Below are 12,196 nucleotides of genomic sequence, written 5' to 3'. Positions count from 1 at the left end.
CAGCAGGCGCGCAGAGGCAGTATCAGATTGCTGCTAATTTCCGGCCAGGAATAATCCTGTTTTTTTACCCGCCGCCTGCCGTAGACCAGGCAGCGAAAAGTAGAGCGGTATCCCAATGTTTGATAATTCTCTGCGCCGCTACAGACCGCGGATTCCGGCTGTGCGAAGATGCGTTTTTTGTTGTCGGAGTGGTTATGAAACTCACTGAAAAAATCCGCCGTGACTGGCATTACTATGCGTTCGCGCTGGGGCTAATTTTTATTCTGAACGGCGTGGTAGGGCTGGTGGGGTTTGAGACGCAAGGCTGGCAATCCTATGCCGTCGGGCTGGTGACCTGGGTGATTAGCTTCTGGATCGCGGGGAAGATTATTCGTCGTCGCCAGACCGAAGAGGCCTGACCCAGGGGCCGGACAGGCCGGGTAGGGCGTCACGCGCCGCTACCCGGGAAGCACATTAGTTCATCGATGTTTTCAGCGCGCGGTCTGCCGCATGGCGCTCCAGCGCCAGTTCAATCAGGCGGCTGATCAGGCTGGTGTAGTCCAGCCCGCTGGCCTGCCACAGCTTCGGATACATGCTGATATTGGTAAACCCTGGCAGGGTGTTGATTTCGTTGATGATGACTTCATCGTCCGGGGTCAGGAAGACGTCGACGCGCGCCATGCCGCTGCAGCCCAACGTCTGATAGGCACGTACGGCAATTTCACGGATCTTATCGTTGATCTCGCTGGAGATCGCCGCAGGAACCACCACTTTGGCCCCCTGATCGTCAATGTACTTGGTGTCGTAGGCGTAGAACTCGCTGTTGAGGACGATTTCGCCGCAGGTACTGGCCTGCGGATAGTCGTTGCCCAGTACCGCACACTCAATTTCACGCCCTTTAATTCCTTGTTCAACCACCACTTTGTGGTCGAATTCAAAGGCTAAATCTACCGCCTGCTGATATTGCGCTTCGGTGTTCACCTTGCTGACACCAACCGATGAACCCTGGTTCGCCGGTTTGACAAACAGCGGCAGGCCCAGTTTTTCCTGCACTTGCGCGAAGCTGAACTGCTGGCGGTTGGCGCGGGTTAAGGTGATGAACGGGGCAATCGACAGCCCGGCGTCGCGCAGCAGACGCTTGGTCACGTCTTTATCCATACAGGCCGCGGAGCCGAGCACATCGGAACCGACGAACGGCAGATTGGCCATGCGCAGCATGCCCTGCAGCGAGCCGTCTTCTCCGAGGGTGCCGTGAACGATAGGGAAAATGACGTCGATGGCGGCCAGCGGCTGCCCGCTGTCGGCATTGATCAGTTGCTGCGCCTCACGGCCAGGGATTTGCGCCAGCGTGACGTCTGAAGGACGTAGCGCGATACGGGCAGGATCCTGCGGGTTTAACAGGTAGTTACCGGCGTCATTGATATGCCAGAGTCCCTGCTTATCAATGCCGAGCAGAACCACGTCAAAGCGCGTTTTATCAATCGCTTCCACGATATTCTTCGCTGACTGCAGCGACACTTCATGCTCTGCCGACTTACCGCCAAAAACGATCCCAACCCTCATCTTAGCCATTTCAACTTCCATCCAGATAACATCAAAGCACATAACATAGCATGTGAAATGACGGCATGGCTGCCAGAATCTTCTTCTCTGAAAGCAGGGGGTTAAAAGCTGCGCGCTGAATCTGCTCCCGGCCCGGTTGGCGAGTCAGCATCAGCACAACACGCTGAGGGTTGGCCGGTTGGTGCTGATTTTTCCCGACGAAATAATGTATTGAACGATAAAGCACTAAACTCATCGTGAGCGCATCTCTGGTAATACTTCATTGCAAGGAAATTGCTAAGCTAGATAATAATTCGCAAAAAATTAATGAATACGTGTAGTTATGGAATCCTGGAAGGTCAATCTCATCTCCGTCTGGTTCGGTTGTTTCTTTACCGGTCTGGCGATCAGTCAAATTCTCCCCTTTTTGCCGCTCTATGTTTCTCAGCTCGGCGTGACTTCGCACGAGGCGCTGTCGATGTGGTCGGGGTTGACGTTCAGCGTCACCTTCCTCGTGTCGGCGATTGTCTCCCCTATGTGGGGCAGCCTGGCGGATCGAAAAGGGCGCAAGCTGATGCTGCTGCGCGCCTCCCTCGGCATGGCGATTGCGATTCTGCTCCAGGCCTTTGCGACCAACGTCTGGCAGCTGTTTATTCTGCGCGCGATAATGGGGCTGACCTCTGGCTATATCCCAAATGCCATGGCGCTGGTGGCTTCCCAGGTGCCGCGCGAGCGTAGCGGCTGGGCGCTCAGTACGCTCTCTACCGCGCAAATCAGCGGCGTGATCGGCGGGCCGTTGCTCGGCGGTTTTCTGGCCGACCACGTTGGCCTGCGGGCGGTATTTTTCATCACCGCGATCCTGCTGACGGTGAGCTTCCTCGTCACCTTATTCCTGATTAAAGAAGGGGTTCGTCCGCAAACCAGCAAGGCTGACCGCTTAAGCGGCCGGGAAGTGTTTGCCTCGCTGCCGTACCCTGGGCTGGTCATTAGTCTGTTCTTCACCACCCTGGTGATCCAGCTCTGCAATGGCTCCATCGGGCCTATTCTGGCGCTGTTTATTAAATCGATGGCGCCGGACAGCAACAATATCGCCTTTCTTGCCGGGATGATTGCCGCAGTGCCGGGGGTATCCGCGCTGATATCCGCGCCGCGTCTGGGCAAACTTGGCGATCGAATCGGTACATCCCGAATTTTACTGGCGACGCTGGCCTGCGCGGTAGTGATGTTCTTCGCCATGTCGTTTGTCACCACACCGCTGCAGTTAGGCGTTTTGCGCTTTTTACTGGGCTTTGCCGATGGCGCGATGCTGCCTGCGGTACAGACCCTACTGCTGAAATACTGCAGCGATAACGTCACCGGGCGCATCTTCGGCTATAACCAGTCGTTTATGTACCTCGGCAACGTCGTCGGCCCGCTGATTGGCGCCTCGGTCTCGGCGATGGCCGGTTTCCGCTGGGTGTTTATTGCTACCGCCATTATCGTGCTGATTAACCTCTGGCAACTGGCCGTGATGCTGCGCCGCAGCCGCCGTTCCGCCGCGTAATACTGTTTCCCACGGCGTTTGCGCAGGAGCGTAAATGCCGTGGCGAGACCCTTCCCTCCCGCAAATGCTGCGCTGATCACAAATTGATCATTTTCCCTTCCACCATGCTTTAATTTTCTACTGTTACGCGTATACAGTTACGCATAACAGTTACAGAAAAAGACATTTCTATGAAAAATCTATTCGATTTATCCGGCAAGCGCGCCCTGATCACCGGCTCTGCCAGGGGCATTGGTAACCTGCTGGCCAGAGGGTTGGCCGAGTACGGGGCGGAGGTAATTATCAATGACCGTACTCAGGAGAAAGCGGATTGCGCGGCTGAGGCGCTGGCCGCTTTCGGATACCGTGCAACGGGAGTGGCCTTTGATGTCACCCGCCGCGCCGAAGTCGAACGAGCCATCACTCACATCGAAGCAGAGATCGGGCCGATTGATATTTTGATCAATAACGCCGGGATCCAACGCCGCCATCCGTTTAGCGAATTTCCGGAAGAGGAGTGGGATCAGGTGATTGAGGTCAACCAGAAAGGCGTATTTCTGGTCTCGCAGCAGGTGGCAAAATATATGATGGCGCGCTGGTCCGGTAAAATTATTAATATTTGCTCCATGCAGAGTGAATTAGGGCGTAAGACCATTACGCCGTATGCCGCATCGAAAGGGGCGGTCAAAATGCTCACCCGGGGCATGTGCGTGGAGCTGGCGGAATATAATATTCAGGTTAATGGCATCGCCCCTGGCTATTTTGCGACGGAAATGACCAGCGCATTAGTGAATGACCCGGAATTTTCTGCCTGGTTATATCAACGAACCCCGGCGGCCCGCTGGGGGAAACCGGAAGAGTTAATTGGCGCTGCGGTGTATCTGGCCTCCCCGGCGGCAAATTTTGTTAATGGCCATCTGCTGTTTGTTGATGGCGGGATGCTCGCCGCCGTGTAACCGCGTTGTCGTATATCGGGCTGTCCGGTCCTGGCTGCCCGATATACGGTAAAACATAAAATAATTAAACCCGTTTGATTACATCGTTAATCTGAGGATGGCATATGCAAATGCTCGCCAAATTACCAGCGCGCCGCTGGTGGTATTTAATGCCGATTATATTTATTACCTATAGTCTGGCCTATCTCGACCGCGCGAATTATGGTTTTGCCGCCGCGGCAGGCATCGAAAATGATTTAGGTATTACCAAAGGGACTGCATCGCTGATTGGTGCATTATTTTTCCTGGGCTATTTCTTTTTTCAGGTGCCCGGTGCGATATATGCCGTAAAACGCAGCGTGCGGAAAATGATATTTGTCAGTCTGATATTATGGGGCTGCTGCGCCACGGCCACCGGTTTCGTCAGCAATATTCCTATGTTAATGGCTATTCGCTTTATTCTCGGAGTGGTGGAAGCGGCGGTTATGCCGGCGATGCTGATTTATATCAGCAACTGGTTTACCAAAACCGAGCGCTCACGGGCCAATACCTTCCTGATTCTCGGCAATCCGGTGACGGTACTGTGGATGTCCATCGTCTCCGGCTACCTGATTCAGGCCTGGGGCTGGCGTGAAATGTTTATTATTGAGGGCATTCCGGCGGTGCTGTGGGCCGTGTGCTGGTGGATTCTGGTCAGGGATAAGCCCGAGGAAGTCTCCTGGCTGAATGCCGAGGAGAAGCAGGTGCTGCAGGAAGCGATGGACCGCGAGCAGAGCGCGATCAAGCCGGTACGTAACTATGGCGAGGCACTGCGTTCACGTAATGTGATCATGCTGTGTGCCGTCCATGCCCTGTGGAGCATCGGGGTGTACGGCTTCATGATGTGGATGCCGTCAATTCTGAAAAATGCGGCGCAGATGGATATCGTCGCGGTAGGCTGGCTGGCCGCGGTGCCGTACCTGGCGGCTATTTGCCTGATGCTGACGGTTTCCTGGCTATCAGATAAATTCCAGAACCGTAAACTGTTCATCTGGCCGCTGTTGTTGATTGCCGCGTTGGCCTTCTTCGGCTCCTGGCTTATCGGCGACCACGCATTCTGGTTCTCCTACGCCTTGTTGGTGATAGCTGCCGCCTGCATGTATGCCCCATACGGACCGTTCTTCGCGCTTATCCCCGAGTTGCTGCCACGCAACGTCTCCGGGGTATCTATGGGGCTTATCAACAGCTTCGGCGCGCTGGGCGCTTTCCTGGGGGCCTGGCTGGTGGGCTACCTGAATGGCGTGATGGGCGGGCCCGGCGCGTCATATACTTTTATGGCTATCGCGCTGCTGGCCTCGGTGGTGCTGATGTACAACGTGCGGGCCAATGACGATCGCACGCTGGCGTTAATGACCACAAATAAGCTTGCGGGTTAACAGAAACGAAGCGCCTGTGGTAAGGTTCTCTGCGAGCATATGAGTCGTTTGTCGCAGAGAACCCGATGAAAAACAACCGGATGACATTGCAGGATATCGCCAACCTGGCCGGACTGAATAAAATGACGGTCAGCCGTTATTTACGTGACCCGGGCCAGGTGTCGCAGCGCAGCCGCGAGCTGATTGCGAAGATCATGGAAGAGCACAACTATATCCCTAACCGGGCGCCGGAAATTTTGCTCAATGCGCGCAGTAAAACGATAGGCGTGCTGATCCCTTCCTTCCGTAATCAGATTTTCGCCGATGTCCTCGCCGGGATTGAATCCATCACGTCCGCCCACCAGTATCAGACCCTGATTGCCAACTACGGTTATGACCCACAGCGCGAAGAACGCGAAGTGCTCAATTTGCTCTCTTACAACATTGACGGGCTGATTCTGACCGGGACGCAGCACAGCGATCGCATGGTTCAGTATGTCCGCGCCAGCGGGATCCCGGTGGCGGAGCTGATGGATATCGGCGGGCAGCCCCTCGATATTCAGGTCGGGTTCGATAACGAGAAGGCCGGCTGGGATATGACCAACGCGTTCCTCGACAGCGGTAAACGACAAATCGCCTTTTTTGGTTCGATGGACGACCCTCGCGATGTGAGCCGTTTTCGCGGCACCGAACGCGCCGTGGCGGCCTATGGTCTGAAGGCATTTCACATCACGCCGCGCAGCATCTCGTCGGTGGCGCTGGGTCGCCAGATGTTCCTGCAAATGCAGCGCTCGCACCCGGATATTGACGCTATTTTTTGTACCAATGACGATCTGGCGGTCGGCGTGCTGCTGGAGTGCCAGGCGCAGGGCATTGCCGTCCCTGAGAAGATAGCGATTGCCGGTTTTCACGGGCTGGAAATTGGTCGCGCGCGCCTGCAAAAAATTGCCAGCGTCATTACTCCGCGTTATGACATTGGTAAAACGGCGAGTGAAATACTCATTGCCCGGCTTGCCGGTAAAGACGCGGCAGCTAGCGTGAATATGGCTTATCAGATTTATTATGGCGATACGTTATAATTACCAACGAAATCGCAATATATTTTTTTATTATTATCTATTGAAATTTTTTTATGAAACGTATTTCTCGGGAATTGCGTTTATTCCTGGTGCTTCACTGAAAGAGCAAAACGTTTCGCTTATTATTGTACGGGATGAGGAATCATTTTTAAAAAATAATACTGGTATCCAACAGCGGATGTATGACATAACTAGCGAATAATGGAACTCGCATAAGGATACCGTGCTGTGAAGAATCTCATTGCCGAACTACTGGTGAATCTGGCTCAAAAGGAAGAAGAGGCAAAGGAACTGACGGTGCAGGTTGAGGCGCTTGAAGTTGTCGTGACGGCGTTACTGCGCCATATGGCACAGGACCAGCAGCAGGCATTAATTAATGATATTGAGGACGCTATCGCCCAGGCCAGCCCCGGCCCGCTGGTGGACGATCGCGATGCTCAGCGGTTGCAGCAATATCTAAAAAAGCTGTTGCGGCATCCGCGTAGCTAGTTCTTTTGAGCGGACACGGATGCCGTCATTTTACTGTCACATCACTTTTATAAAGTCTTCTTCGTTTTGATTTTTGAGTATTTTTACATGGAGAAGACCAACGTGAAATTAAGTGTGATATTTATTGCCCTGTTACCTCTGCTAGGCTCCACGGCTATTCATGCAGAAACAACTGCAGCCCCGGTTCTGGAAAATCGTGCCGCTCAGGGTGATATCACCACGCCCGGCGGCGCACGTCGTTTAAGCGGCGATCAGACCGCCGCACTGCAGGCCTCGTTAATCAACCGGCCGGCGAAAAATATTATTCTGCTGATTGGCGACGGTATGGGCGATTCAGAAATTACCGCCGCGCGCAACTATGCCGAAGGTGCGGGCGGCTTCTTTAAAGGGATTGATGCCCTGCCGTTAACCGGCCAGTACACCCACTATTCGCTGGACAAGAAAACCGGCAAACCGGATTACGTGACTGACTCTGCGGCATCCGCTACCGCCTGGACCACCGGCGTGAAAAGCTACAATGGCGCGCTGGGGGTTGATATCCATGAAAAAGATCACCCGACGATCCTCGAAATGGCCAAAGCCGCTGGCCTGGCGACCGGTAACGTCTCCACCGCAGAATTGCAGGACGCCACGCCAGCCGCGCTGGTCGCCCATGTCACCTCGCGGAAATGCTACGGCCCGAGCGTGACCAGTGAAAAATGCGCCAGCAACGCGCTGGAGAAAGGCGGGAAAGGCTCAATCACTGAACAGCTGCTCAACGCCCGCGCTGATGTCACCTTAGGCGGCGGGGCCAAAACCTTCGCAGAAACGGCAACCGCCGGCGAATGGCAGGGCAAAACGTTGCACGACCAGGCCGTCGCCCGCGGCTATCAGATGGTCACCGACGCCAGTTCTCTGGCCGCCGTGCGTGAAGCAAACCAGGACAAACCGCTGCTAGGGCTGTTCTCGGATGGCAACATGCCGGTACGTTGGGAAGGGCCGAAAGCCTCCTTCCACGGTAATATCGATAAGCCTGCGGTGACCTGTACTCCGAACGACAAACGCGATGCCTCCGTCCCGACGCTGGCGCAGATGACTGAAAAAGCAATCGATCTGCTGAGCACTAACGAGAAAGGATTCTTCCTGCAGGTGGAAGGCGCCTCTATCGACAAACAGGACCATGCGGCGAATCCGTGCGGCCAGATCGGCGAAACCGTTGACCTGGACGAAGCGGTACAAAAAGCGCTGGAGTTTGCCAAAAAAGAGGGCAATACGTTGGTCATCGTCACCGCTGACCATGCCCACGCCAGCCAGATTATCCCGGCAGATACCAAAGCACCGGGCCTGACCCAGGCCTTAACCACCAAAGACGGTGCGGTAATGGTCATGAGCTACGGCAACTCTGAAGAAGCCTCGATGGAACATACCGGCACGCAGCTGCGCATCGCCGCCTATGGTCCTCATGCGGCAAACGTGGTGGGTTTAACCGATCAGACCGATCTGTTCTACACCATGAAGGACGCGCTGGGCCTGAAATAACCCCATGCCGGTAGCGAATTGTCGTTATCGGCTGGTATTTTTGCCATCAGCGACCAGACTTACAGAGATTGACTGACAGAAGGATGGTGTAATGAAAATAACATTTCTTGTAACCCTACTTTTTGGTTTGATCTTTGTAACAGCGGTGAGTGCCGCGGAAAAAACGCAAACGCCCCAGCAGCAAAAAATGACGGTCTGTAACAAAGAGGCCTCATCGAAAGCGTTGAAGGGTGATGAGCGTAAAACGTTTATGAGCCAGTGTCTTAAGAAAGACGCGCCGGCGAAGGACGGTAAAGCGTTGACGCCTCAGCAGCAAAAAATGGGCGAGTGCAACTCGCAGGCAACCCAGCAGTCTCTGAAAGGGGACGATCGTAATAAGTTTATGAGCGCCTGCCTGAAAAAACAGGTCTGATGCGGCTGAGACAGCAATAATCGTACGCAAACGGGTGAGGCCAGGCCTCACCCGATATTGCGACAGGGATCAGGAACGGCTCAGTTTTTCTGATTTTTCCATGCATTTGACCATCGCTTCGATCACCGCAGAACGGAATCCTTTCTCTTCCAGTACCCGCACCGCTTCGATGGTGGTACCGCCAGGCGAGCAGACCATATCTTTCAGCGTCCCCGGATGTTCTCCGCTTTCGAGCACCATTTTGGCCGAGCCCATCACCGCCTGAGCGGCGAATTTGTACGCCTGGGCGCGCGGCATACCGCCGAGGACAGCGGCATCCGCCATCGCTTCGATAAACATAAAGACGTAGGCTGGCGCAGAGCCGCTGACCCCTACCACCGGGTGGATCATCGGTTCGGCAATAATTTCTGCCTGACCAAAGCAGCGGAAAATCGTCAGCGCTTCGGCGATCTCTTCGCTGGTGACCAGCGCATTAGGGGTGACGGAGGTCATCCCGGCGTTGACCAGCGACGGCGTGTTAGGCATGGCGCGGACGATTTTGCGGTCGTGACCCAGCGCTCGTGCCAGCTGATCGAGCGTCACACCGGCGGCAATAGAGATAATCAGCGAGTCTTTATTGAGGCTTGAGGCAACCTCGCTCAGCACTTTAATCATGATCCCCGGTTTGACCGCACCGAAGACAATATCTGCTACCTGGGCCACTTCCTGGGCACTCTGAGCGGCATTGATGCCGTACTGATCGTGCAGGGCGGCCACTTTGTCCGGCGATGGGGTATAGACCCAAATTTGCCCCGGCTGTACCTGCCCGCTTGCGATCAAACCGCCCAGAATGGCTTTACCCATATTCCCGCAGCCGATAAAGCCAATTTTCTTCTCCATCACCGTTCCTCTTTGCTTAGTTCATCGTTAGCTATCTAGCTTATCACTCTGGCGCTTTTCTGGGAGACAAAAGCAGGTGACAATGATCACTCACTTTTCATCGACAGGAGCCGACATGGCTATTTGGGTTGATGCGGACGCGTGTCCGAACGTCATTAAAGAAATATTGTTCCGCGCGGCGGAGCGTACACAAACCCCGATGACGCTGGTCGCTAACCAGACGCTACGGGTGCCGCCATCTCGGGTGATCCGCACGATGCGCGTGCCGCAGGGATTTGATGTGGCCGATAACGAAATCGTTCGGCTGTGTGAACCGGGTGACCTGGTGATTACTGCGGATATTCCGCTAGCGGCTGAAGTGCTGGCCAAAGGGGGCGCGGCGCTGAATCCGCGCGGTGAGCGCTACAGTGAAGCGACGATTCGTGAGCGTCTGACGATGCGTGATTTTATGGAAACCATGCGGGCCAGCGGCGTGCAAACCGGCGGCCCGGATAGTTTATCGCAGCGCGATCGGCAGCAATTTGCCGCCGCGCTGGAGAAGTGGTTGTTAGAGACGAAACGCGATCAGGGTTAAACCCAGCTGTCGTCATCGCCGCTGAAATCGTTGTCGTTGCCGAAACCGGCGTCGAAATCATCGTCGTAGGTGTTGTTATCCGCGAGGAACTGATTATCCTCCTGGCGGAACGGATCGGCCGCGTCCTGGGTCTGGCTGAGATCGGGCTGCGAGTTCTCTTCGATAATATTGACGATCTCCTGCGGATGGGAGCCGCTGAACATATTGGTCAGCATGTTACCCAACACTACGCCGCCGGCCACACCCGCTGCCGTTTGTAGCGCCCCGGCCATAAAGCCACCACCGCCGCTACGTGCCGCCTGCGCGGCGACGTTTTGCTGTGGCGTCTGCGGGGCATATTGCGCCTGCGGGCGACCGTACTGTTCCGCTCCGGGAATCGGGTCCGCCACGCGGCTCTGGCTACCGCCAAACAGGCCGGCGAGGAAGCCGCCGCTGCTCGGTTTGGCCGCCTGTAGCTGGTTCACCTGGCTTTCCAGCGCCTGGATACGGTCATTGAGCTGCTTAATCGCTGCTTCCTGAATCAGGATGGTTTGCGCCATGTAATAGGGGGCGGCAGGCTGCTCTTTCAGGTGTTGCGCAATCCGCTCCTCGGCGCTGGCATCGCGCGCTGCGCTCTGTGCCCCGGCCTCTTTGAGGCGGGAAAACAGTCCATCGATAAGGCGTTGCTCTTCAGATTGCATGGTACTTTCCTCTGTCATACTGGTCGTTTAGCGTCAGAGTGCGTCCGAATGACCCATGCTGTAAATATGTTGTTGCGTAAAGCTGTGCATAAATGTGTTACCGTTTACGCCAGCTAACGGTGGAAAAATAATCCGCAACAGCAAGTAAATATGGAATAACACATAATGCAATGATAGGTTTACACGTCAAATCCTTTCGCCATAAGCGCTGAGGGGAGTGTGTTATTTTAACGTAACGTTTATTTTACGGTTATGGTTGGGCGATTTTGCAGGTATCATGGCTGACTTTTCGCATTCATTTTCCCGCCAAAACGCGGAACCAGGGGGTCTTCGGTAATGACACTGCCAATCTTTCTCATCGGGCCACGTGGCTGCGGTAAAACGACGGTCGGCCATGCGCTGGCGCGGGCGTGTAATTACCCGTTTACCGATACCGATCATGCGCTGCAGGAGCGTGAACAGCGTACGGTCGCGGCTATCGTTGAACAAGAAGGCTGGGCGCGTTTTCGTGAGCTGGAGTCCGAGGCGCTGAAAGCGGTCACCCGGCCACAAACGGTGGTGGCGACCGGTGGCGGTATTGTTCTGGCTGAAGTTAACCGGCAGTTTATGCGCGAAAACGGCGTGGTGATTTATCTCCAGGCCTCGGTATCGGCGCTGATCGACAGGCTGGAAGCGTACCCCAAAGTGGAACAGCGGCCTACGCTGACCGGCAAGCCGGTGCGTGATGAAGTCGGCGAAGTACTGGCGCAACGAGAAGCGCTGTACTGCGCAACCGCGCACCATATTATCGATGCCACCGCGGCGCCGGATGAGGTCGTCAGGCAAATTCTGGCGACGCTGCACCCGCTCTCTGCTCTCCCGCAGACTCCGTGCGCCGAGGCGGCACGCGAGCAATAAGCCATTTCGAGCCACAGACCGCCGCTGTGGCGACAGCGCTTCCCTCTGTTTGGTTATCTCCAGACCCGGCATCCTTTCTGACAGTAGGAATACCGGGCATCTGTCACATTTTTCATTCATCAGCAGGGTTAATGAATACCTAAGACGCGGATTTTTCAGCAACGCGCTGAAGGCGTCCCAATCTTTACACTCCGCATGGGCAGTAAGCTGCTACGCTTCTGAACGGTTGATTTTTAGCCAACAAGGGGGCGGATGTGGTTTGCGGTAAGCCTGTGCTGAAGCAGTGGTGGTGAAAA

The 12,196-nt window shown here is 55.1% G+C and carries 14 protein-coding genes; 10 read left to right on the top strand and 4 right to left on the bottom strand.

What is annotated here, in order from left to right:
* The first annotated feature begins 194 nt into the window (after window positions 1–194).
* Entirely contained in the window at window positions 195–398 is a 204-nt protein-coding gene (locus ACMYSN_RS09600) for a DUF2754 family protein (RefSeq protein ID WP_123755638.1), read from the top strand.
* Window positions 399–453: 55 nt separating this feature from the next.
* Here ACMYSN_RS09600 and ddlA read toward each other — a convergent pair whose 3' ends face one another.
* On the bottom strand, window positions 454–1,551 hold the full coding sequence (gene ddlA, locus ACMYSN_RS09595; protein ID WP_462497829.1) for a D-alanine--D-alanine ligase family protein: 1,098 nt from the start codon (window positions 1,549–1,551) through the stop codon (window positions 454–456).
* Window positions 1,552–1,573: 22 nt separating this feature from the next.
* A complete protein-coding gene (locus ACMYSN_RS09590; protein WP_462497828.1) occupies window positions 1,574–1,777 on the bottom strand; it encodes a hypothetical protein in 204 nt (67 codons plus the stop codon).
* Between the two features lie 87 nt (window positions 1,778–1,864).
* On the opposite strand from ACMYSN_RS09590, the gene ACMYSN_RS09585 reads away from it, so the two are divergent.
* The 7 genes from ACMYSN_RS09585 (at window position 1,865) to psiF (ending at window position 8,870) form a co-directional block, all read left to right on the top strand.
* Window positions 1,865–3,064, top strand: coding sequence for a multidrug efflux MFS transporter (locus ACMYSN_RS09585; RefSeq protein WP_462497827.1), 1,200 nt, complete (start codon window positions 1,865–1,867; stop codon window positions 3,062–3,064).
* 170 nt (window positions 3,065–3,234) lie between these two features.
* Window positions 3,235–3,999, top strand: coding sequence for a Rossmann-fold NAD(P)-binding domain-containing protein (gene idnO, locus ACMYSN_RS09580; protein WP_462497826.1), 765 nt, complete (start codon window positions 3,235–3,237; stop codon window positions 3,997–3,999).
* Window positions 4,000–4,103: 104 nt separating this feature from the next.
* Entirely contained in the window at window positions 4,104–5,393 is a 1,290-nt protein-coding gene (locus ACMYSN_RS09575) for an MFS transporter (protein ID WP_462497825.1), read from the top strand.
* A 65-nt stretch (window positions 5,394–5,458) separates the two neighbouring features.
* Window positions 5,459–6,451 carry a LacI family DNA-binding transcriptional regulator gene (gene idnR / locus ACMYSN_RS09570; protein ID WP_462497824.1) on the top strand — a complete coding sequence of 331 codons (993 nt, stop codon included), beginning with the start codon at window positions 5,459–5,461 and terminating at the stop codon, window positions 6,449–6,451.
* Between the two features lie 228 nt (window positions 6,452–6,679).
* Entirely contained in the window at window positions 6,680–6,940 is a 261-nt protein-coding gene (gene iraP / locus ACMYSN_RS09565) for an anti-adapter protein IraP (RefSeq protein ID WP_462497823.1), read from the top strand.
* Window positions 6,941–7,027: 87 nt separating this feature from the next.
* On the top strand, window positions 7,028–8,458 hold the full coding sequence (gene phoA / locus ACMYSN_RS09560; protein WP_462497822.1) for an alkaline phosphatase: 1,431 nt from the start codon (window positions 7,028–7,030) through the stop codon (window positions 8,456–8,458).
* Between the two features lie 91 nt (window positions 8,459–8,549).
* The gene (gene psiF, locus ACMYSN_RS09555) at window positions 8,550–8,870 is read left to right on the top strand and encodes a phosphate starvation-inducible protein PsiF (RefSeq protein WP_154143560.1); all 321 of its coding nucleotides are present in this window, start codon (window positions 8,550–8,552) and stop codon (window positions 8,868–8,870) included.
* A 69-nt stretch (window positions 8,871–8,939) separates the two neighbouring features.
* Here the strand turns inward: psiF and proC are convergent, their stop codons facing one another.
* Window positions 8,940–9,749, bottom strand: a complete 810-nt coding sequence (gene proC, locus ACMYSN_RS09550; RefSeq protein WP_123755645.1) for a pyrroline-5-carboxylate reductase — start codon at window positions 9,747–9,749, stop codon at window positions 8,940–8,942.
* A 115-nt stretch (window positions 9,750–9,864) separates the two neighbouring features.
* Here proC and ACMYSN_RS09545 point away from each other — a divergent pair, with 115 nt between their 5' ends.
* On the top strand, window positions 9,865–10,323 hold the full coding sequence (locus tag ACMYSN_RS09545) for a YaiI/YqxD family protein (RefSeq protein WP_462497821.1): 459 nt from the start codon (window positions 9,865–9,867) through the stop codon (window positions 10,321–10,323).
* Here the strand turns inward: ACMYSN_RS09545 and ACMYSN_RS09540 are convergent.
* Window positions 10,320–11,003 (bottom strand): DUF2076 domain-containing protein, encoded by a 684-nt coding sequence (locus ACMYSN_RS09540; RefSeq protein ID WP_462497820.1) that lies wholly within the window; start codon window positions 11,001–11,003, stop codon window positions 10,320–10,322. The two genes, ACMYSN_RS09545 and ACMYSN_RS09540, sit on opposite strands and share 4 nt — an antisense overlap.
* A gap of 336 nt (window positions 11,004–11,339) precedes the next feature.
* Between ACMYSN_RS09540 and aroL the strand changes: the two genes are divergently transcribed.
* On the top strand, window positions 11,340–11,900 hold the full coding sequence (aroL, locus tag ACMYSN_RS09535; protein WP_462497819.1) for a shikimate kinase: 561 nt from the start codon (window positions 11,340–11,342) through the stop codon (window positions 11,898–11,900).
* Window positions 11,901–12,196: the final 296 nt, after the last annotated feature.

The organism is Klebsiella sp. R445, from assembly GCF_051131755.1.
Taxonomy (GTDB): domain Bacteria; phylum Pseudomonadota; class Gammaproteobacteria; order Enterobacterales; family Enterobacteriaceae; genus Klebsiella; species Klebsiella lignicola.
This window is presented reverse-complemented; position numbering and strand designations above follow the sequence as displayed.